The organism is Pseudomonas putida, from assembly GCF_030159595.1.
GTDB lineage: Bacteria > Pseudomonadota > Gammaproteobacteria > Pseudomonadales > Pseudomonadaceae > Aquipseudomonas > Aquipseudomonas putida_AC.
The window spans coordinates 267662-288840 of the sequence record NZ_BSKJ01000008.1 but is presented as its reverse complement, the minus strand read 5'-3'; the positions used below and the strand labels follow the sequence as shown (position 1 = coordinate 288840).

Genomic DNA, 21179 nt, shown 5'->3' with positions numbered 1-21179 from the left:
GGTGAAGCAATCCATCAATGGGCTTCGGCAATCGGATCGAGCGCGCGGGCGTGCTCCACCTCCCAGCCCAGCGGTACCACATCGCCCACGGCCAGGGCCGGGTCGAGTTCGGCAATTGGCTGCTTCACGAAGAAGTCGCCCTTGCCGCAAACCTCCAGGCGCACCCGCACGTGGTCGCCCAGGTAAATGAATTCGGCCACCCGGCCAGAGAAGCGGTTCACGCAGCTTTCGCTGTGGCCGTTCAGGCGCACGCGTTCGGGGCGGATCGACAGGGTGACCGGCTCGCCGGCCTGGCCGACATTCACCGCCAGCGCCTCGACCCGCTCGCCGCGCGGCAACTGCACCTGGCAGCGCTTGCCATCACTGGCCAGCAGAGTGCCGTTGATGCGGTTGTTCTCGCCGATGAAGTTGGCGACGAAGGTGTTGCACGGTTCTTCGTACAGCGTGCGCGGGTCGGCGATCTGCTGGATCTCGCCCTGGTGGAACACCGCCACACGGTCGGACATGGTCAGCGCTTCGCCTTGGTCGTGGGTCACATACACCACGGTCACGCCCAGGCGCTGGTGGATGTGCTTGATCTCCATCTGCATGTGTTCACGGAGTTGCTTGTCCAGCGCGCCAAGCGGTTCGTCCATCAGCACCAGCTGCGGCTCGAACACCAGCGCACGGGCCAACGCCACGCGCTGCTGCTGGCCACCAGACAGCTGGCCGGGGTAACGCTTGGCGAAGGCATCGAGCTGGACCATGTTCAGCACGCGTTTGACCCGCTCGCTGATGTCGGTCTTGCTCAGGTTGCGTACGGTCAGCGGAAAGGCCAGGTTCTCGGCCACGGTCATGTGCGGGAACAGCGCGTAGTTCTGGAACACCATGCCGATGTCGCGCTTGTGCGGCGGCACATTGTTGATCGAGCGCCCGGCCAGCTGGATTTCACCTGCAGTAGGGGTTTCGAAGCCGGCCAGCATCATCAGGCTGGTGGTCTTGCCCGAGCCGGACGGGCCGAGCAGGGTGAGGAACTCGCCCTTGCGGATTTCCAGGTTGAGGTCTTTGACGATCAGCGACTCGCCGTCGTAGCTCTTCTGCACACCACGGAAGCTGACCAGCGTTTCGCTGGTTGCAGCGTTCGACTTCGCCTCGCTCATGCCTGCACCTTCTTGTTGGATGACTGCGTAGGCAAAAGAGTAGAAGAGGCGCAAGCGCCCGAAAATCGGGGGTGCTGAGAGAATGCCATCATCCGGATGGAAGATTTGTTGTAGGGATTGCCCTACAAGGATGGCGGGTTTTGAACACTTTCCTCAGCCCTGCCACGCCCCCTGTGGGAGCGGGTTCACCCGCGAAAGGGCCTGGCCTGCCATGTGCGGCGCCTGGGCCGGCCTCTTCGCGGGTGAACCCGCTCCCACAAGGGGCCGGTGCAGGCTGCGAAAAGCCTATGTCGCAATCAGACCAGCTTGTGCTCCATGGCGTACTTCACCAACTCCGCCAGCGAGTTCACTTTCAGCTTCTGCATCAGGCGCGCCTTGTGGGTGCTGATGGTTTTGCTCGACAGCGCCAGCTGCTGGGCAATGTCGTTGACGTTGGCGCCCTGGGCCAGGCGCTCGAACACCGAGAACTCCCGCTCCGACAGCAACGTGTGCAACGGCCGCGACTCCGTCAGGCCCACTTCGAACACCATACGGTCAGCCAGCGACGGGTCGATGTAACGCCCGCCAGCCGCCACCCGGCGAATCGCCGTCAGCAACAGCGCTGGGTCACTGTCCTTGGTGGCATAGCCCGCCGCACCGGCCTTCAGCGCCCGCGCCGCCATCTGCGCCTCATCGTGCATCGACAACATCAGGATTGCCGGTGCATCGTGCAACGCACGGATCCGAGGGATCGCCTCCAGGCCATTTACGCCCGGCATCGAGATATCCAGCAACACCACCTCACACGGCGTGTGGCGCAGGGTTTCAAGGAGTTGCTCGCCATTACCGGCCTCCCCCGCCACTTGCATGTCCTTGGCCAGGCCAATCAGTTGCTTGATACCTTCACGGACAATGGTGTGGTCTTCGGCCACCAGCACTCGAATCACGATCGCTCTCCTACTCCAACGGTATGGCCACGCTAAGGCTGGTGCCTTCGCCCGGTTCACTGTCCAGCGCCATGCTGCCCCCCAGCATCAGCACCCGCTCACGCACGCCCACCAGGCCAAACGAGGTGGGCCGGGTCTGCTCACGGCAAAAGCCCTGGCCATCGTCGCTGACCGTCATGCGCAATTGCCCAGCCTCGTGCACCAGCTCAATTTCCACGCTGTGCGCCTGGGCATGACGCATCACGTTGGTCAGCGCCTCCTGGAGGATACGGAACAACCCGGTGGCCTTGGCATCGCTCAATGCTGGCAGATTATCCGGCACTTGTACCAGGCACGGGATCTGCGTGCGCGCCTCGAAGCGCCGTGCCTGCCATTCGATGGCCGAGGCGATGCCGGCATCGAGGATCGGCGGACGCAAGGCGGTGGCCACGTCGCGCACTAACTGGAACAGCTGGGCAATCAGGCGTTTCATGCTGCCCAGGCGCTCGTTCAGGCCTGGATCCAGCTCAGCGAAGGCCAGCTCGCACATCGACACTTCCAGTTTGAGCACAGTCAGCATCTGGCCCAGTTCATCATGCACTTCCCGGGCGATGCGGGCCTTCTCTTCTTCACGCACGCTCTCCAAATGGGCCGACAGTTCACGCAGTTGCTCCTGGGACTTGGCCAGTGCCATTTCCGCCCGTTTGCCCTGGGTGATGTCCCACACCACGCCGTCCCACACCACCTGGCCGTTGCCCAGGCGCCGGGTACTGGCCTTGAAGTCGGCCCAGCGCTGCTCGCCCTGGCGGGTAAGGATGCGCCCCTGCCAGGACCAGTCCTGGTCACTGGCCAGGGCCAGGTCCTGCACCTTGTGGTAATCGGTGCGGTCCTCAGGGTGCACCAGGTTACGCAGGCCCATCTGCGGGTGCTGGATTTCGCCGGGGGTATACCCCACCAGCGCCTCGCTGCCCTCACTGATGTAGGGAAATTCCAGGTCGCCCTCGGCCGGGTCGCGCTCCAGACGAAATACCAGCCCCGGCACGTTGCCAGCGATACCCTTCAACCGCGCCTCGCTTTCGCGCAGGGCCGCCAGGGCGCGATGGCGCTCGGTGACATCGGCGAGGTAGACCACCAGGTATTCGGAATCACGAAAGCGCAAAAAACTCAGCGACAGTTCGACCGGCAGCAGGCTGTGGTCGGCCCGTCGGCATTGCGTCTCGAACTGGCCGACGCCACCCGCCCCCGTGCGCGCGCCCTTCCACAGTTCCAGCCAGCGGTCCATGCTCAGGCTAGGCTCGAAGTCGCTCAGCGGCCGCTCCAGCAGCTCGCCCTCTGCGTAACCCAGCATGCGCTCGGCAGCGTGGTTGGCGTAGCGCACATGGCTGTCCCAGTTGACCCAAAGGATACCCACCGTGCTCTGGTCGATGGCGAACTGGCTCAGGCGCAACGCCTCTTCGCGCACCTGGCGCTCCACCAGGCTTTCCCGCGTGGCCAGCAGGTTGCGCTCCAGCTGACGCTGCTGCCGGCGTTGCCACACCAGCGTGGCCAGTGCGCACAACAACAGCATGCCCAACAGCAAGGCAAGGTTCTGCCAGAAGCCAGGCGACTCGCTCAGGCGCGGGTACTTCGGCTGCAACCAGCGCTGGTGCATCTGCTCCAGTTCCTTGGCCGGCAGTGCCTGCAAGCCACGCTCCAGCACGTCGGCCAGCAGCGGCCAATCGCGCCGCGAGCCAATGCGCAGTAGCTGTGGCAGGCCTATATCGCCGACCACCGCCAGCTCACTGAACTCGCTCTCACGCGACAGGCGGCTGAGTTGGGCTTCATCCAGCACGGCGAAACTGGCCTGGCCACCGACCACCAGTTGCAAGGCCTCACGCTCGTTGGGCACCCCCTGCAGATTGAGGTTGCCGTAGTTGCCACGCAGATAATCCGCCAGCTGGCTGGGCATGCGCACCGCCACGCGCTGCTCGGTTTCGAGCTTTTCCAGCTCCACCGCCATGGCCCCGGTACGCGGCCCAACCACCAGTTGCGGCACGCGCATGTACGGGTCGCTGAACAACCACAGGCGCAGGCTCGCCGGCGTTTGGGTAAGGCCTGGGGCAAAGTCGATTTCCCCGGCCTGCAAGGCATGCTCAAGGCTGGCCTGATCGGCAAAGTTGCGCCAGGTAAGGTCAAGCCGCAGCACCTGCGCAAGGCTGTCCACCAGCTCTACATTGGCCCCGTACAGTTGCTGCAGGCGCCGGTCGAACTGGGCGTAGGGCGCCTGCAGCACCAGGCCGACACGCAGGCTGCGATGGCTGTCCAGCCACTGCTGCTGCGCAGGTTCCAGTACAACCGTGGGCTCCGCCTCGGTCCTGGCCAAGGCTATCAAGGGCAGCCACAAGCAGCCGATAACCAACAGGCGACGCACTCGCTTCATCTACACGCTCGTCTTGGCAAAGGCGGCCATGCAGCATGGCCGTCACGGGCAAATACTATTAGGCTGCCGGTATCATTCTGGCCTTGGGTTGACGCATGTCCACACTTTATCGCACGACGCTGGCAATGTGCTGCCTGGCCTCGCTCCTTCCGCTCGGTGCCTTGGCCGCCGATGCAGAAAAAACAACCGCCACAACCGAAGCACCCGCTGCAGAAGCGCCGCGCCCGCCCCTGCTGGAGCGCAGCCAGGAAGATGCCCAAGCGCTGGAGCGGCTGGTGCCCAAGGCCGAGCAGCAGACGTTGCAAGCTGGCGCCGACAGTTTCCTGGCCTTGTGGAAGCCGGCCAACGACAGCGACCCCCAGGGGGCGGTGATCATCGTCCCGGGGGCTGGTGAAACGGCCGACTGGCCAACTGCCGTAGGCCCCCTGCGGCAGAAATTCCCAGATGTCGGCTGGCACAGCCTGAGCCTCAGCCTGCCAGACCTGCTGGCAGACAGCCCGCAGGCGCGGGTCGAGGCCACGCCGGCTGCCGAACCAGAAAAGGCCAAGGGTGAAAGTGCACCGGCCAAAGACGTACCCGCCGACGCCAATGCCAACGTCGCCCAGGCCACGGCTGCCGATGCCGACACGGCGGAAAATACTGACGCCGAACAGGCCAGCGAGCAGGCAGACCCAGCCGATGCAGCGCGCATTTTCGCCCGCCTGGACGCTGCAGTAGCGTTTGCCCAGCAGCAAAATGCCCGCAGCATCGTGTTGATCGGGCATGGCAGCGGTGCGTACTGGGCGGCCCGCTACCTGAGCGAGAAGCAGCCACCGCAGGTGCAGAAACTGGTGATGGTCGCCGCGCAGACTCCAGCGCGGGTGGAGCATGACCTGGAAAGCCTGGCGCCAACCTTGAAGGTGCCGACTGCCGATATCTATTACGTCACGCGTAGCAGCGACCGCAACACCGCCGAGCAGCGCCTGCAGGCCAGCAAGCGGCAGAAGGACAGCCAGTACCGGCAGTTGTCGTTGATTGCCATGCCAGGGAACAAGGCTGCAGAACAAGAGCAGTTGTTCCGCCGGGTGCGGGGGTGGATGAGCCCGCAGGGTTGAGATTCGCCATGATGGCCCTATCGCCGGCAAGCCAGCTCCCACAGGTGTCCCGCAACATTCAGGACTTGTGTATTGCCTGTGGGAGCTGGCTTGCCGGCGATGAGGCCATCAAAGGCCCCGCCGCTTCCGGATCATGGCATAAGCCTGGTGCAGCTCGCGGGTACGCTCGGTTGCATCACGCACCTGCGCCTCACTGGCACCCGTGCCCGCCAGCTTATCCGGGTGGTGACGGCTGATCAGCCGACGGTAGGCCTGCTTGACCTTGTCAGCATCGGTATCCGCCTCTACCGCCAGCAAGCGCAACGCAGCTGCATAAGTCATGGGGACGCCTTCTGCTCCCGCAGCCTTGCGCGGCTCGTACTCCAGCGACATGGCCTGCACCTGCCGCCGGCTCAGGCCCAGTTTCTGCCCCCAGTCCAGCAACAGCTCGCGCTCCTTGTTGCCCATCTTGCCGTCGGCCCAGACCATGCGCCAACAGGCACGCAAGGTACCTTCCGCCGCGTGAGGCTGCTGGCGAATGCGCCGCAAGTGCCTGCCAAGCCGGTCCTTGCCCGCCTTGCCGCGGTTGAACGCATTGATAGCGCGCAGCCGGGCCGTTTCGGCCAGGTCCAGGCGCACCATCTCCTGACGCGCCTGCTGGATATGCTGCTCGCCTACCCGGCCATCGCACTTGGCCAGGCGCCCGAGCATCACGAACAGCAACTCGTCATCGCGCAAGGCCGGGCGCCCGCCCAGGCGCTCGCGCATGTCATCCCAGCCTTCCAGGCGCATACGGCGGTCAAATGCCTGCCCGAGCAATACGCCGAGCAAGGCGCCCGGAATGCTGGCCACGGCAAAGCCGGCGCCGGCGCCAATCAGTGTACCTGGCCACCACATATCAGGCGCGCTCGCCAATCAGGCGCTCGGCTTCGGCCAAGCGCTCGAGCGTGCCTACATCCACCCAGTGCCCACGGTAGTGTTCGCCTGAGACCTTGCCGGCCGCCATGGCCTGACGCAGCAACGGTGCCAACTTGAAAGCACCGGCCTGGCACCCTTCGAACAACGCGGGGTGCAGCACCGAAATGCCACTGAACGTCAGCGTGCCAGGCGCGTCGTCACCATCGACCACCTGCTTGCCAGACAGGCGGAAGTCGCCACCGCCGTGATGGCCAGGGTTGTCGACCAGCACCAGGTGAGCCAGGCCTTGCAGCGGGGTCTGCAAACGCGCGAAGTCGTAGTCGGTCCAGACATCGCCGTTCACCAGCAGGAATGGCGCATCACCCAACAAAGGCAGGGCCTTGAAGATACCGCCGCCGGTTTCCAGCGGCTCGCCTTCAGGCGAATAACGGATGCTCAAGCCAAAGCGGCTGCCGTCACCCAGGTGGTCTTCGATCTGCTGGCCGAGCCAGGCATGGTTGATCACCACCTCGGTAATGCCTGCCGCCGCCAAGGCACGCAGGTGATACTCGATCAGCGCCTGACCGGCCACCGGGACCAGCGGTTTGGGGGTATGCAGGGTCAACGGGCGCATGCGTTCGCCTTTGCCCGCTGCCAGAATCATTGCCTTCATGCACGCGCTCCGGCCTGCAACTGCACAATCAGCTCACCCAGCTCCGCCAATTCAGGCCGGCGGCTGATCACTTCTTCTATATAGGCGAAGAAACGCGGCACGTCGCCCAGGTAACGCGGTTTGCCGTCGCGGTGGCAGATGCGGGCAAAAATACCGATCACTTTCAGGTGACGCTGCACGCCCATCAGGTCGCTGGCACGCTGGAACGCCTCGAAGTCGGCGTGCACCGGGATACCGGCAGCCTTTGCCTTCTGCCAGTAGTCGCGCAGCCAGCCTTCGACCCGCGCCTGCGGCCAACTGAGAAAGGCGTCCTTGAACAGGCAGGTGATGTCGTAGGTGACCGGGCCGTACACGGCGTCCTGGAAGTCCAGCACACCAGGGTTGGGGGCACTCTGCATCAGGTTGCGCGGCATGTAGTCGCGGTGCACCAGCACCTTTGGCTGGGCCAGGGCACTGTCGATCAGCACCTGGCTGACGCGCTGCCAGGTGGCTTTCTGCGCTTCGCTGAAGGTCAGGCCCAGCTCGCGCCCTACATACCACTCAGGGAACAGCTCCACTTCACGGCGCAGCAGGGCGTCGTCGTAGCTGGGCAGTGGTGCGTCCATTGGCAGGCGCTGGAAGGCCAGCAGTGCATCGATGGCATCGGCGAACAGGCCGTCGGCGTTACCGGCATTAATCACATCAAGGTATGTCTGATGACCCAGATCACCCAGCAGCAGGAAGCCGCGCTCCAGGTCTTCAGCGTGGATCAGCGGCACATGCACACCAGCACTGGCCAGCAGGTGGTCGATGGCGACGAACGGTCGGCAGTTTTCCTGCGGCGGTGGCGCATCCATGATCACGAAGCTGTGGCCGGCGCCCTGCCAGCGGAAATAGCGGCGGAAGCTGGCGTCGCTGCTGGCCGCCGTCAGGCTGCCGGCGGGCACTTCGCCCCAGGCGTTGTTGCGGAAAAGATCGTTGAGCTGCTCATCGAGCCAGACCGTCAGTTGTTGCAGGCGTACATCGTGTTCAGGCATTACAAGGGTCTCCGACGGCCCTAGCCGTCAAGCGGGTCATGCTTTATTATCCAGCATCTTTTTCAGACCATCGAGAGGCGTGCGGCCCCACACGCGGGCAGATGGCACGCAGGAAGCCCGGACTAATAAGATGGCATTGAAATCCCCCGCGTTTCGTAGAAAGTTTCCGTTGCTGGTAACCGGCGGTCTGCTGGCCCTGCAACCTCTGGCCACGTCGTACGTGGTGGCCGCCGAACAGTTCGACTGCCAAGTGTCCGCCGCCGGTGGTTGGGACTGCAAGCCCAAGGCCCCAGTCAACAACCTGCCGCCGCGCCCGGTGCACGAAGGTGCTGCTGTCAGCACAGGCACCGAAGCCGCGAGCGAAGGCGAAACCGCGGACCGGCCAATGCTGGTCACCGAGGCCAAAGGCCGCGCCCTGAAGTCGCGCAGCGAAGACTACAGCCACCTGGACTGGGTTCCGCGTGAGAAGCTCACCGCCGCGCAGCTGGCCGAAACCGGCCCGTACTGCGGTGGCGCGTACGTCGAGCCCACCCGCCCGGGCATGGCCGACACCACGCCGAAGGACGAATCGCCAACCTACATCAACGCCAAGGTGTCCAAGTACCAGCAGGAGCAGCAGATCGCTACCCTCGCCGGTGACGTGGTCATGCGCCAGGGCAGCATGCAGGCCGAAGCCGACGAGGCCAACCTCTACCAGACCGAAAACCGTGGCGAGCTCAAGGGCAACGTCAAGATCCGTGACAACGGCTCGCTGGTGGTAGGTGACGAGGCACAGATTCAGCTCGACACGGGCGAAGCCCAGGTCGACAACGCCGAATATGTGATGCACAAGTCGCACATCCGCGGCAGCGCCCTGTACGCCAAACGTGGCGAAAACGCCATCATCCGCCTCAAGGACGGTACATACACCACCTGCGAACCGGGCAGCAACGCCTGGCAGCTGAAGGGCAACAACATCACCCTGAACCCGGCCACCGGTTTCGGTACCGCGACCAACGTGACGCTGCGGGTCAAGGATTTCCCGGTGTTCTACACACCGTACATCTACTTCCCGATCGACGACCGTCGCCAGTCCGGCTTCCTGCCGCCATCGTTCAGCACCAGCAGCGACACCGGCTTCATGCTGGTCACGCCGTACTACTTCAACCTGGCGCCTAACTACGACGCCACGTTGTACCCGCGTTACATGGCCAAGCGCGGCTTGCTGATGGAAGGCGAGTTCCGCTACCTGACGCCTTCGAGCGAAGGTCAGTTCGGCGGTGCGTACCTGAACGACAAGAACGACGACCGCAAAGACCAGACTGACTACAAAGATCAGCGCTGGATGGTCAACTGGCAGCACAAGGGCGGGCTGGACGAGCGCCTGATGGCCGAGGTCGACTACACCGACATCAGCGACCCGTTCTACTTCCAGGACCTGGAGTCCGACCAGATCGGTGTTGAAAGCCAGGACCTGCTGAACCAGCAGGGTGCGCTGACCTACCGTGGCGACAGCTACACCGCGCGGTTGAACGTGCATGCCTACGAGATGGCGACCATTTCGCAGATCACGCCGTATGATCGCCTGCCGCAGATTACCTTCAATGGTAAATTGCCGTTTGAGCCGGGCGGGCTGAATCTCGGGTACGAAACCGAGGCAGTACGGTTTGATCGCGATCTGAAAAATGATCTGGTGTTTAACAAGGATGGGCAAGCGGATACAACAGCGGGTGTTGTGAGAGATCCGGTAACCAATGCCATTTTGGGTGGCCGACGACTGGACGAGAACATCGCAGGCATTGCCCGCGCGAATGGCACACGCCTGAACTTCGCCCCCTCGATCAGCCTGCCAATGGAAGCCAGTTACGGCTACCTGACGCCGAAGCTGAAATACGCTTACACCCATTACGATCTTGATCTGGACAGCAAGGGCAAGGCCGATGCCATTCGCCTTCAGGCTCTGGATCCGGTGGCCTATGGTAGCTACAGCGGCACGGTGAACCGTGATGTCCCGATCTTCAGCGTGGACAGCGGGCTGTACTTCGACCGCAATACGTCGATGTTCGGCACCAACTACAAGCAGACGCTCGAACCACGCCTGTTCTATCTCTACGTCCCGTACAAGGACCAGAAGGACATCCCGCTGTTCGACTCGGGCGAAACACTGTTCAGCTACGATTCGTTGTTCCGCGACAACCGCTTCAGCGGTACCGATCGTATCGGCGACGAAAACAAGTTGTCGCTGGGCGTGACCACTCGCTGGATCGAGGACAACGGTTTCGAGCGCCAGAACTTCAGCATCGGTCAGGCGTACTACTTCAAGGACCGCAAAGTCCAGCTGCCGGGTATCAACTACAAGACCCGCACTGACTCGCAATCCGACGTATCGCCATACGCCCTGGTGTACAACTACTTCTTCAACCGCGACTGGCGCTTCAATTCGGACTTCAACTGGGACCCGGACAGCCGCAGCACCCGCTCGGGCAGCGCGATGTTCCACTACCAGCCTGAAGACAATCCGAACAAGGTGCTCAACCTCGGTTATCGCTACCGCAACGACACCATTTCCTACGACTCCCAGACCGGTACCTGGAAAGTGGGCGGCGGCGACTACGGCACCCCGGGCAACCCGAACTACATCAAGGACTACTACAAGATCCAGCAGCACGATTTCTCGGTCATCTGGCCGATCGTTCCGCAGTGGAACGTTATCGCTCGCTGGCAGCATGACTACAACCGCAACCGCACCCTGGAAGCCATGGGCGGTTTCGAGTACGACAACTGCTGCTGGAAGCTGCGCCTGATCAACCGCTACTGGATCGATTACGACGACTTCAGCCAAGCCCTCCCGGCGAACGAAAAAGGCGACCACGGTGTCTTCCTTCAGATCGTCCTGAAAGGCCTCGGTGGCGTAGTTGGCAACAAGGTCGAATCTTTCCTCGACCAAGGCATTCAAGGTTACCGTGAACGTGAAGACCAAGCTTATTGATCGACTGCGCCCGGCGTTGCTGGGCGTTGCAATGCTGAGTGGCGCGGTGCATGCCGCGGTGCAACCTCTTGATCGCGTGGTGGCCATCGTCGACAACGACGTGGTCATGCAAAGCCAGCTGGACCAGCGTGTCCACGAGGTGCAGCAAACCATCGCCAAGCGCGGCGGCGGTGTGCCGCCAACCGGCGCCCTGGAACAGCAGGTGCTGGAACGCCTGATCGTCGAGAACCTGCAGCTGCAGATCGGCGAGCGCTCCGGCATCCGCATCACCGACGAAGAACTGAACCAGGCCATCGGCACCATTGCCCAGCGCAATGGCATGTCGCTGGACCAGTTCCGCGCCGCCCTGGCCCATGACGGCCTGTCGTTCGACGACGCTCGCGAGCAGGTCAAGCGCGAGATGATCATCAGCCGCGTGCGCCAGCGCCGCGTGGCCGAGCGCATCCAGGTGTCGGAGCAGGAAGTGAAAAACTTCCTGGCTTCCGACATGGGCAAGATGCAGATGTCGGAAGAGTACCGCCTGGCCAACATCCTGATTCCGACCCCGGAAGGCGCCAACTCGGAAGCCATCCAGGCGGCTGCTCGCCAGGTCGGCGATGTGTACCAGCAGCTCAAGCAAGGCGCCGACTTCGGCCAGATGGCCATTGCCCGTTCCGCCAGCGAAAACGCCCTGGAAGGCGGCGAAATGGGCTGGCGTAAAGCCGGCCAACTGCCACCCGACTTCGCCAAGATGCTCAGCAGCATGCCGGTCGGCGAAATTACTCAGCCTATCCGCATCCCCAACGGCTTCATCATCCTCAAACTTGAGGAGAAGCGCGGGGGCAGCGAAAACGTGCTGCGTGACGAAGTGCATGTGCGCCACATCCTGATCAAGCCAAGCGAGATCCGCAGCGATGCGGCCACCGAGCAGCTGGCTGAGCGCCTGTACGACCGCATCAAGAACGGTGAAGACTTCGGCGAACTGGCGAAGAGTTTCTCGGAAGACCCAGGCTCGGCACTTAACGGCGGCGACCTCAACTGGGTAGACCCGAACAGCCTGGTACCAGAGTTCCGTGAACAAATGGCCAACGCCCAGCAAGGCGTCGTGACCAAACCGTTCAAGACCCAGTACGGCTGGCATGTACTGGAAGTGCTGGGCCGCCGCGCCACCGACAGCACCGAGCAGGCACGTGAGCAACAGGCCCTGAGCGTTCTGCGCAACCGCAAGTACGACGAAGAGCTGCAAACCTGGCTGCGCCAGATTCGCGACGAAGCCTACGTTGAAATCAAGCTGCCTGGCGCTGACCAGGCCGCCCAGTGAAGCCCCTGCGCTTCGCCGTCACCCCCGGCGAGCCGGCCGGCATAGGCCCCGACCTGTGCCTGCTGCTCGCCGCAGACGCCCAGTCCCACCCCCTGATCGCCATCACCAGCCGTGACCTGCTCGCCGAGCGGGCCACGCAGCTGGGGCTGGCTGTCAGCCTGCTGCCGGTAGCCCCGGGCCAATGGCCCGACCAGCCGGCACCAGCAGGTAGCCTGTATGTCTGGGATACCCCCTTGGCGGCCCCCGTAGTGGCAGGCCAGCTCGACAAGGCCAATGCCGCGTTCGTACTGGAAACCCTGACCCGCGCCGGGCAAGGCTGCCTGGACGGGCACTTCGCCGGGATGATCACCGCCCCTGTACACAAAGGCGTGATCAACGAAAGCGGTATCGCCTTCTCCGGGCATACCGAATTCCTTGCCGAGCTAACCCACACCGCGCAAGTGGTGATGATGCTGGCCACCCACGGCCTGCGCGTGGCCCTGGTGACCACGCACCTGCCGTTGCGTGATATCGCCGACGCTATCACTGCCGAGCGCGTCGAACGTGTAACCCGTATCCTGCATGCCGACATGCGCGACAAGTTCGGCATTGCCAAACCGCGCATCCTGGTGTGCGGCCTCAACCCGCACGCGGGTGAGGGCGGCCACCTGGGCCGCGAAGAAATCGACATCATCGAGCCGACCCTGGCCCGCCTGCGCACCGAAGGCATGGACCTGCGCGGGCCGTTGCCGGCCGATACCCTGTTTACCCCCAAATATCTGGAGCACTGCGACGCGGTGCTGGCGATGTACCACGACCAAGGCCTGCCCGTACTCAAGTACAAAGGCTTCGGCGCAGCGGTCAACGTGACCCTGGGCCTGCCGATCATCCGCACGTCGGTCGATCACGGCACCGCCCTGGACCTGGCCGGCAGCGGCAAGGTCGACACCGGCAGCCTGCGTGTCGCGCTGGAAACCGCCTACCAGATGGCCGAGAACCGACCATGAACGAGCAATACCAACACCGGGCGCGCAAGCGCTTCGGCCAGAACTTCCTGCACGACGCCGGCATCATCGACCGCATCCTGCGCGCCATCAACGCCAAGGCCGGTGAACACCTGCTGGAGATCGGCCCGGGCCAGGGCGCCCTGACCGAAGGCCTGCTGGGCAGCGGCGCACAGCTGGACGTGGTGGAACTGGACAAAGACCTCGTGCCGATCCTGCAGCACAAGTTCGCTGACCGCAGCAACTTCCGCCTGCATCAGGGCGACGCCCTGAAGTTCGACTTCAACCAGCTGGGCGTACCACCGCGCAGCCTCAAGGTGGTGGGCAACCTGCCCTACAACATCTCCACCCCACTGATCTTCCACCTCCTCAGCCATGCCGGGCTGATCCGCGACATGCACTTCATGCTGCAGAAGGAAGTGGTCGAGCGCATGGCTGCCGGCCCTGGTGGCGGTGACTGGGGGCGCTTGTCGATCATGGTGCAGTACCACTGCCGGGTCGAGCACCTGTTCAACGTAGGCCCTGGTGCCTTCAATCCGCCGCCGAAAGTGGACTCGGCCATCGTCCGCCTGGTACCGCACGAAGTGCTGCCGTTCCCGGCCAAGGACCACCTGCTGCTGGAGCGCGTCGTTCGCGAAGCCTTCAACCAGCGTCGCAAGACACTGCGCAATACCCTGAAAGGCCTGCTCGACAGTGCAGCCATCGAGGCAGCCGGCGTGGATGGCAGCTTGCGCCCCGAGCAGCTGGACCTGGCGGCCTTTGTGCGCCTGGCTGACCAGCTGGCAGATCAGCAACACGCCTGATCCAGCCTGTACCGGCCCTATCGCCGGCAAGCCAGCTCCCACAGGAACTCCACAGCACTCAAGAACGGTGCTGTACCTGTGGAAGCTGGCTTGCCGGCGATAGGGCCAGCACCGACAACACTCATCCGCAAGCCCTACACCGCTGGCCCTCCCCCCTCCCAATGGCCTAGACTGCATTATTGCGTCAGCTCGCCCAAGGCCATTGCATGTCCGATCCTCGCTATCTGATCGACGTCAGCGTCGTGACCCGCTACCTCAAAGAACAATCCGACCCCGAAAACAGTCGTTTCGCCTTCGCCTACACCATCACCGTGCACAACAGCGGCTCGCTCAAGGCCAAGCTGCTGTCACGCCACTGGCTGATCACCAATGGTGACGGCGAGGTCGAGGAAGTGCGCGGCTCCGGTGTGGTTGGCCAACAGCCCAACATCGACCCGGGCCAGAGCCACACCTACAGCAGCGGTGCGGTCATCAGCACCCGCGTGGGCACCATGCAGGGCAGTTACCAGATGTTCGCCGAAGACGGTAAGCGCTTCGACGCCGAGATCGCCCCCTTCCGCCTCGCGGTGCCCGGGGCGCTGCACTGATGGCCACCTACGCCGTCGGTGACCTGCAGGGCTGCCTGCAGCCCCTCAAGTGCCTGCTCGAACGCGTTAGTTTCAACCCGGCCGTCGACCGCCTGTGGCTGGTCGGCGACCTGGTCAACCGCGGCCCCGAATCACTGGAAACCCTGCGCTTCCTGTATTCGATCCGCCAGTCGCTGGTCTGCGTGCTGGGCAACCATGACTTGCACCTGCTGGCCGCTTGGCACAACGTCGAGCGCCTGAAGAAAAGCGACACCCTACGCGAGATCATCGAAGCGCCGGACGCCGACCTGCTGTTCGACTGGCTGCGCCAGCAAAAGCTGCTGCATTACGACGAGGCACGCGGCATTGCCATGGCGCACGCGGGCATACCACCACAGTGGACGCTCGGCCAAGCCCTCAAGCTCGCTGCCGAGGTGGAGGAAGTACTGCGCGACGACGGCCGCCTGAAGCTTTACCTCGACGGTATGTACGGCAACGAGCCGAACAAGTGGAGCAAGAACCTCACCGGCATCGAACGCCTGCGGGTCATCACCAACTACTTCACCCGCATGCGCTTCTGTACCGCCGAGGGCAAGCTCGACCTCAAGAGCAAGGAAGGCCTGGGCACCGCGCCCAAAGGCTACAAGGCCTGGTACGCGCACAAGGACCGCCGCTCGCGCCATGTAAAGATCATCTTTGGCCATTGGGCCGCACTGCAGGGTGAGGTCGACGAGCCTGGCATCATCGCCTTGGACACCGGCTGCGTGTGGGGCGGTGCCATGACCCTGTACAACGTCGACAGCGGTGAATACCACCGCTGCGACTGTGCCGACGACGGCACCCTGCGCCAACCGGCACAACCCACTACACTCAACGATCACACCTGAAGGAAGTAGTACCCATGAGCGAATTCAAGCGCATCCCTCCCGAGCAGGCCTTGGAGCTTCGCAAGCAAGAAGGTGCGGTCGTCGTCGACATTCGCGACCCGCAGGCTTTCGCGGCCGGCCACATCACCGGTGCGCAGCATCTGGATAACCATTCGGTTGCCGAGTTCATCCGCAATGCCGACCTCGACGCCCCGACCCTCGTGGTCTGCTACCACGGCAACTCCAGCCAGAGCGCTGCCGCCTACCTGGTAGGCCAGGGCTTTTCCAACGTATACAGCGTGGACGGCGGCTTTGAGCTGTGGCGCGCCACCTACCCAGCCGAGACCGCTCAAGGCACCGTTGAATAAATATTTTCATTATTCCTGCAGCCCGCGTCCCGCGCGGGCTTGCGGCTTATCTGACGAACGGTCGTTCGTAACTTCTGCCCTCCTCGCCCCTTGACCTTGCAGATAACCAACTACGCTTAAGCTCAGGCCATCCAAAAAGGGGAGAGCCGGTACACCGGCGTGCGGGTCATCGGTAGCGTTACAGGGTGTTCTGGGGGGTATACAGCAATCGGCGAACCCGATTGCATGCCAGCATCAGCTGACTGATCCGGCGTCGTCTCCACGTATCGAGCGAGGTGACGTCATGAGTATTTTTAGCCACTTCCAACAACGTTTCGAGTCTACGCGCCAGGAAGAACTCTCGCTGCAGGAGTACCTCGAGCTGTGCAAAGAGGATCGCAGTGCCTACGCATCGGCGGCCGAGCGGCTGTTGCTGGCCATCGGTGAGCCAGAGCTGATCGACACCTCTACCAACTCCAGGCTGTCGCGCATCTTCTCCAACAAGGTTATCCGCCGCTATCCGGCCTTTGCCGACTTCCATGGCATGGAAGAGTGCATCGACCAGATCGTCTCGTACTTCCGCCATGCCGCCCAAGGCCTGGAAGAGAAGAAACAGATACTCTATCTGCTGGGCCCGGTGGGTGGCGGCAAGTCGTCGCTGGCCGAAAAACTCAAGCAGCTGATGGAAAAGGTGCCGTTCTACGCGATCAAGGGCTCGCCAGTATTCGAGTCCCCGTTGGGCTTGTTCAATGCCACCGAAGACGGGGCCATTCTCGAGGAAGAGTTCGGCATCTCGCGGCGCTACCTGAACACCATCATGTCGCCATGGGCCACCAAGCGCTTGCAGGAGTTTGGCGGCGATATTTCCAAGTTCAAGGTGGTGAAACTTTACCCGTCGATTCTCAACCAGATCGCCATTGCCAAGACTGAACCCGGCGATGAGAACAACCAGGACATTTCTGCCCTGGTCGGCAAGGTCGATATTCGCAAGCTTGAAGAGTACCCACAGAACGACGCCGATGCTTACAGCTACTCGGGCGCACTGTGCCGGGCCAACCAGGGCCTGATGGAATTTGTCGAAATGTTCAAGGCGCCGATCAAGGTACTGCACCCCTTGCTCACCGCCACCCAGGAAGGCAACTACAACAGTACCGAAGGCCTTGGGGCGATTCCCTATACCGGTATCCTGCTGGCGCACTCCAACGAATCGGAGTGGCATACCTTCCGCAACAACAAGAACAACGAAGCGTTCATCGACCGGATCTACATCGTCAAGGTGCCGTACTGCCTGCGCGTCAGCGATGAAATCAAGATTTACGACAAACTGCTGGTCAACAGTTCGCTGTCCAAAGCCCACTGCGCGCCCGACACACTCAAGATGCTGGCTCAGTTCACGGTGCTTTCTCGCCTCAAAGAGCCAGAAAACTCCAATATCTATTCCAAGATGCGCGTTTACGACGGGGAAAACCTCAAGGATACCGATCCAAAGGCCAAGTCGATCCAGGAGTACCGGGACTCGGCTGGCGTTGACGAAGGCATGAACGGCCTGTCGACTCGCTTCGCCTTCAAGATTCTGTCCAAGGTGTTCAACTTCGACCCGCACGAGATTGCAGCCAACCCGGTGCACCTGCTGTATGTGCTCGAACAGCAGATCGAACAGGAACAGTTCCCGGCTGAAGTGCGCGAACGCTACCTGCGCTACCTGAAAGAATACCTGGCACCCCGCTACATCGAGTTCATCGGCAAGGAAATCCAGACCGCTTACCTGGAGTCCTACAGCGAATACGGCCAGAACATCTTCGACCGCTATGTGCTGTACGCCGACTTCTGGATCCAGGACCAGGAATACCGCGACCCGGAAACCGGCGAAATCCTCAACCGCATCGCCCTCAACGAGGAGCTGGAGAAGATCGAGAAACCGGCCGGCATCAGCAACCCGAAAGACTTCCGCAACGAGATCGTCAACTTCGTACTGCGCGCACGCGCCAACAACAATGGCAAGAATCCAAGCTGGCTGAGTTATGAAAAGCTGCGGGTAGTGATCGAGAAGAAAATGTTCTCCAACACCGAAGACCTGCTGCCCGTCATCAGCTTCAACGCCAAGGCCAGCAAAGAGGACCAGAAGAAACACAACGACTTCGTCACCCGGATGGTGGAGCGTGGATACACCGACAAACAGGTGCGCCTGCTGTCGGAATGGTACCTGCGGGTCAGGAAATCGCAATAAAGCGACAAGCTATACACCGCACGCCCAAGGCGTCCATGACAGCCTTGGGCGGCGGCAGCTGGTTTGCTGCCTTTATGTGCAGCGTCAGCTCGTAGCTTGAAGCGTGCAGCTGTTCCCAGCTACCGGAGGGACCATGAGCTACGTTATAGACCGACGCCTGAACGGCAAGAACAAGAGCACGGTCAATCGCCAGCGTTTCTTGCGGCGGTACCGCGAACACATCAAGAAGGCCGTCGAAGAGGCGGTAAGCCGCCGTTCCATCATGGACATGGAACATGGCGAGCAGATCAGCATTCCCGGTCGCGACATCGACGAACCGGTGCTGCACCATGGTCGCGGGGGCAAACAGACCATCGTGCATCCTGGCAACAAGGAATTCACTGCTGGTGAGCACATCCCACGGCCACAAGGCGGGGGAGGCGGCGGCGGCGGCCGTGGCAAGGCCGGCAATTCCGGCGAAGGCATGGACGAATTCGTCTTCCAGATCACCCAGGAAGAGTTTCTCGAGTTCATGTTCGAAGACCTCGAACTGCCCAACCTGGTCAAGCGTCACCTGACAGGCGCCGACACCTTCAAGACCGTGCGCGCCGGTATCGCCAACGAAGGCAACCCGTCGCGCATCAACATCGTGCGTACCCTGCGCTCGGCCCATGCCCGGCGCATTGCGCTGACGGGCAGCAGCCGCGCACTGCTGCGCGAAGCACAGAAGGAACTCGACCGCCTACGCGTCGAAGAACCGGACAACTTCACCGATATCCAGGAAGTCGAACAAGAAATCGAGCGTTTGAAGGCACGCATCAACCGCCTGCCCTTCCTCGACACCTTCGACCTCAAGTACAACCTGCTGGTCAAGCAGCCCAACCCCAGCTCCAAGGCGGTAATGTTCTGCCTGATGGACGTGTCAGGCTCGATGACCCAGGCCACCAAGGACATCGCCAAGCGCTTCTTCATCCTGCTGTACCTGTTCCTCAAGCGTAACTACGACCGTATCGAAGTGGTGTTCATCCGCCACCACACCAGCGCCCGGGAAGTCGACGAAGAAGAGTTCTTCTATTCACGCGAAACCGGCGGCACCATCGTCTCCAGTGCGCTCAAGCTGATGCAGGAGATCATGGCTGAACGCTACCCGGCCAGCGACTGGAACATCTATGCCGCGCAGGCCTCTGACGGCGATAACTGGAACGACGACTCGCCCATCTGCCGCGACATCCTCTCCAAGCAGATCATGCCGCATGTGCAGTACTACACTTACGTCGAGATCACCCCCCGTGAGCACCAGGCGCTGTGGTATGAATACGAACGCATCGGTGAAGCCTACCCCGACACGTTCGCCCAGCAGCAGTTGGTATCGGCCGGCGACATCTACCCGGTCTTCCGTGAACTCTTCCAGCGCAGGTTAGCCACATGACCGCCAGAGCACAGAGACGCCAACCCATTTCCACCGGGTCCGAGTGGACGTTCGAGCTGATCCAGACCTACGATCGGGAAATCAGCCGCCTGGCCGAGCGTTACGCCCTGGACACCTACCCCAACCAGATCGAGGTGATCACGGCCGAGCAGATGATGGACGCCTACGCCTCGGTCGGCATGCCGCTGGGCTACCACCACTGGTCCTATGGCAAGCAGTTCCTCAGCACGGAAAAGTCGTACAGCCGCGGCCAGATGGGCCTGGCTTACGAGATCGTGATCAACTCCGACCCGTGTATCGCCTACCTGATGGAAGAAAACACCATGTGCATGCAGGCACTGGTGATCGCCCATGCCTGCTACGGCCATAACAGTTTCTTCAAAGGCAACTACCTGTTCCGCACCTGGACGGATGCCAGTTCGATCATCGACTACCTGGTGTTCGCCAAGCAGTACATCGCCCAGTGCGAAGAGCGTCATGGCATTGATGCAGTGGAAGACTTGATCGACTCCTGCCATGCCCTGATGAACTACGGCGTCGACCGCTACAAGCGGCCCTACCCTATTTCCGCCGAAGAAGAGCGGCGCCGCCAGCAGGAGCGCGAAGAGCACCTTCAGCGCCAGATCAACGACCTGTGGCGGACCATCCCTAAAAGCGCCGACAAGGGTAACGAACGCGATGATGGGCGCTTCCCTGCCGAACCGCAGGAAAACATCCTGTATTTCATCGAGAAGAACGCACCACTGCTCGAGCCGTGGCAGCGCGAAGTGGTGCGCATCGTGCGCAAGATCGCGCAGTACTTCTACCCACAACGCCAGACCCAGGTGATGAACGAAGGCTGGGCGACGTTCTGGCACTACACCCTGATGAACGACCTGTACGACGAGGGGCTGATCACTGAAGGCTTCATGATGGAGTTCTTGCAGTCGCACACCAGCGTGGTGTTCCAGCCCGGCTTCGACAGCCCCTACTACAGCGGCATCAACCCGTACGCACTGGGCTTTGCCATGTACACCGACATCCGCCGCATGTGCGAAAACCCGACCGAGGAGGATCGCCACTGGTTCCCCGACATTGCCGGCAGCGACTGGCTTTCTACCATCAAGTTCGCCATGAGCAGCTTCAAGGACGAGAGCTTTATCCTGCAGTACCTGTCGCCCAAGGTGATGCGCGACCTCAAGCTGTTCAGCATCCTCGATGATGACCAGCGCGACGACTTGCTGGTGCCCGCCATTCATGACGAAGCCGGTTATCGGGTGATTCGTGAGCTGCTGGCAGCGCAGTACAACCTGGGCAACCGTGAGCCGAACGTGCAGATCTGGAGCGTCGACCGCCGTGGCGACCGCTCGCTGACCCTGCGCCACCAGCAGCACAACCGTAAGCCGCTGGGCGACTCGACCGATGAAGTGCTCAAGCACCTGCATCGCCTGTGGGGCTTCGATATCCATCTGGAAACCGTGCAAGGCGAGCAGGTGATGAAAACCCATCACATGCCCCCGCGTGGCGAACACGGTGAAACCGCCGATTACGGACGCATGGACCTGGCCGTTATCCACCACCTCTAACGCAACGCCATAACTGCCGACAAG

General features: G+C 62.2%; 17 protein-coding genes. 11 read left to right on the top strand and 6 right to left on the bottom strand.

The window, feature by feature from the left end:
* Positions 1–14: 14 nt before the first annotated feature.
* From QQL85_RS19360 to QQL85_RS19350, 3 genes are all read right to left on the bottom strand, one after another.
* Positions 15–1139 (bottom strand): ABC transporter ATP-binding protein, encoded by a 1125-nt coding sequence (locus QQL85_RS19360; RefSeq protein WP_016715779.1) that lies wholly within the window; start codon positions 1137–1139, stop codon positions 15–17.
* A gap of 296 nt (positions 1140–1435) precedes the next feature.
* Positions 1436–2068 (bottom strand): response regulator, encoded by a 633-nt coding sequence (locus tag QQL85_RS19355; RefSeq protein WP_284355548.1) that lies wholly within the window; start codon positions 2066–2068, stop codon positions 1436–1438.
* A 7-nt stretch (positions 2069–2075) separates the two neighbouring features.
* Positions 2076–4463, bottom strand: a complete 2388-nt coding sequence (locus QQL85_RS19350; RefSeq protein ID WP_284355523.1) for a PAS domain-containing sensor histidine kinase — start codon at positions 4461–4463, stop codon at positions 2076–2078.
* Between the two features lie 95 nt (positions 4464–4558).
* Here QQL85_RS19350 and QQL85_RS19345 point away from each other — a divergent pair, with 95 nt between their 5' ends.
* Positions 4559–5557 carry an alpha/beta hydrolase family protein gene (locus QQL85_RS19345; RefSeq protein ID WP_284355522.1) on the top strand — a complete coding sequence of 333 codons (999 nt, stop codon included), beginning with the start codon at positions 4559–4561 and terminating at the stop codon, positions 5555–5557.
* Between the two features lie 108 nt (positions 5558–5665).
* Here QQL85_RS19345 and QQL85_RS19340 read toward each other — a convergent pair whose 3' ends face one another.
* Genes QQL85_RS19340 through QQL85_RS19330 form a run of 3 tightly spaced genes read right to left on the bottom strand, consistent with a single transcriptional unit; the run spans position 5666 to position 8122 of the window.
* On the bottom strand, positions 5666–6433 hold the full coding sequence (locus QQL85_RS19340) for a TerB family tellurite resistance protein (protein WP_284355521.1): 768 nt from the start codon (positions 6431–6433) through the stop codon (positions 5666–5668).
* A 1-nt stretch (position 6434) separates the two neighbouring features.
* A complete protein-coding gene (gene murU / locus QQL85_RS19335) occupies positions 6435–7106 on the bottom strand; it encodes an N-acetylmuramate alpha-1-phosphate uridylyltransferase MurU (protein ID WP_284355520.1) in 672 nt (223 codons plus the stop codon).
* Positions 7103–8122, bottom strand: a complete 1020-nt coding sequence (locus QQL85_RS19330; protein WP_284355519.1) for an aminoglycoside phosphotransferase family protein — start codon at positions 8120–8122, stop codon at positions 7103–7105. The genes murU and QQL85_RS19330 overlap by 4 nt, the downstream gene beginning before the upstream one ends.
* Positions 8123–8252: 130 nt before the next feature.
* Between QQL85_RS19330 and QQL85_RS19325 the strand changes: the two genes are divergently transcribed.
* From QQL85_RS19325 to QQL85_RS19280, 10 genes are all read left to right on the top strand, one after another.
* The gene (locus QQL85_RS19325) at positions 8253–11090 is read left to right on the top strand and encodes an LPS-assembly protein LptD (protein ID WP_284355518.1); all 2838 of its coding nucleotides are present in this window, start codon (positions 8253–8255) and stop codon (positions 11088–11090) included.
* Positions 11071–12390 carry a peptidylprolyl isomerase SurA gene (gene surA / locus QQL85_RS19320; protein ID WP_434482150.1) on the top strand — a complete coding sequence of 440 codons (1320 nt, stop codon included), beginning with the start codon at positions 11071–11073 and terminating at the stop codon, positions 12388–12390. Before QQL85_RS19325 ends, surA begins: the two co-directional genes overlap by 20 nt.
* Positions 12387–13376 (top strand): 4-hydroxythreonine-4-phosphate dehydrogenase PdxA, encoded by a 990-nt coding sequence (gene pdxA, locus QQL85_RS19315; protein WP_284355516.1) that lies wholly within the window; start codon positions 12387–12389, stop codon positions 13374–13376. Before surA ends, pdxA begins: the two co-directional genes overlap by 4 nt.
* A complete protein-coding gene (gene rsmA, locus QQL85_RS19310; RefSeq protein ID WP_284355515.1) occupies positions 13373–14176 on the top strand; it encodes a 16S rRNA (adenine(1518)-N(6)/adenine(1519)-N(6))-dimethyltransferase RsmA in 804 nt (267 codons plus the stop codon). Before pdxA ends, rsmA begins: the two co-directional genes overlap by 4 nt.
* A 206-nt stretch (positions 14177–14382) precedes the next feature.
* Positions 14383–14763, top strand: a complete 381-nt coding sequence (gene apaG, locus QQL85_RS19305; protein WP_234228293.1) for a Co2+/Mg2+ efflux protein ApaG — start codon at positions 14383–14385, stop codon at positions 14761–14763.
* On the top strand, positions 14763–15629 hold the full coding sequence (locus QQL85_RS19300) for a symmetrical bis(5'-nucleosyl)-tetraphosphatase (RefSeq protein ID WP_284355514.1): 867 nt from the start codon (positions 14763–14765) through the stop codon (positions 15627–15629). Before apaG ends, QQL85_RS19300 begins: the two co-directional genes overlap by 1 nt.
* 14 nt (positions 15630–15643) lie before the next feature.
* The gene (glpE, locus tag QQL85_RS19295) at positions 15644–15976 is read left to right on the top strand and encodes a thiosulfate sulfurtransferase GlpE (RefSeq protein WP_284355513.1); all 333 of its coding nucleotides are present in this window, start codon (positions 15644–15646) and stop codon (positions 15974–15976) included.
* Between the two features lie 283 nt (positions 15977–16259).
* Positions 16260–18182 carry a PrkA family serine protein kinase gene (locus tag QQL85_RS19290; protein WP_284355512.1) on the top strand — a complete coding sequence of 641 codons (1923 nt, stop codon included), beginning with the start codon at positions 16260–16262 and terminating at the stop codon, positions 18180–18182.
* Between the two features lie 133 nt (positions 18183–18315).
* Complete coding sequence (locus tag QQL85_RS19285; RefSeq protein ID WP_012270194.1) at positions 18316–19590, top strand: YeaH/YhbH family protein; 1275 nt, start codon at positions 18316–18318, stop codon at positions 19588–19590.
* The gene (locus QQL85_RS19280) at positions 19587–21155 is read left to right on the top strand and encodes a SpoVR family protein (RefSeq protein ID WP_284355511.1); all 1569 of its coding nucleotides are present in this window, start codon (positions 19587–19589) and stop codon (positions 21153–21155) included. The genes QQL85_RS19285 and QQL85_RS19280 overlap by 4 nt, the downstream gene beginning before the upstream one ends.
* Positions 21156–21179 lie beyond the last annotated feature (24 nt).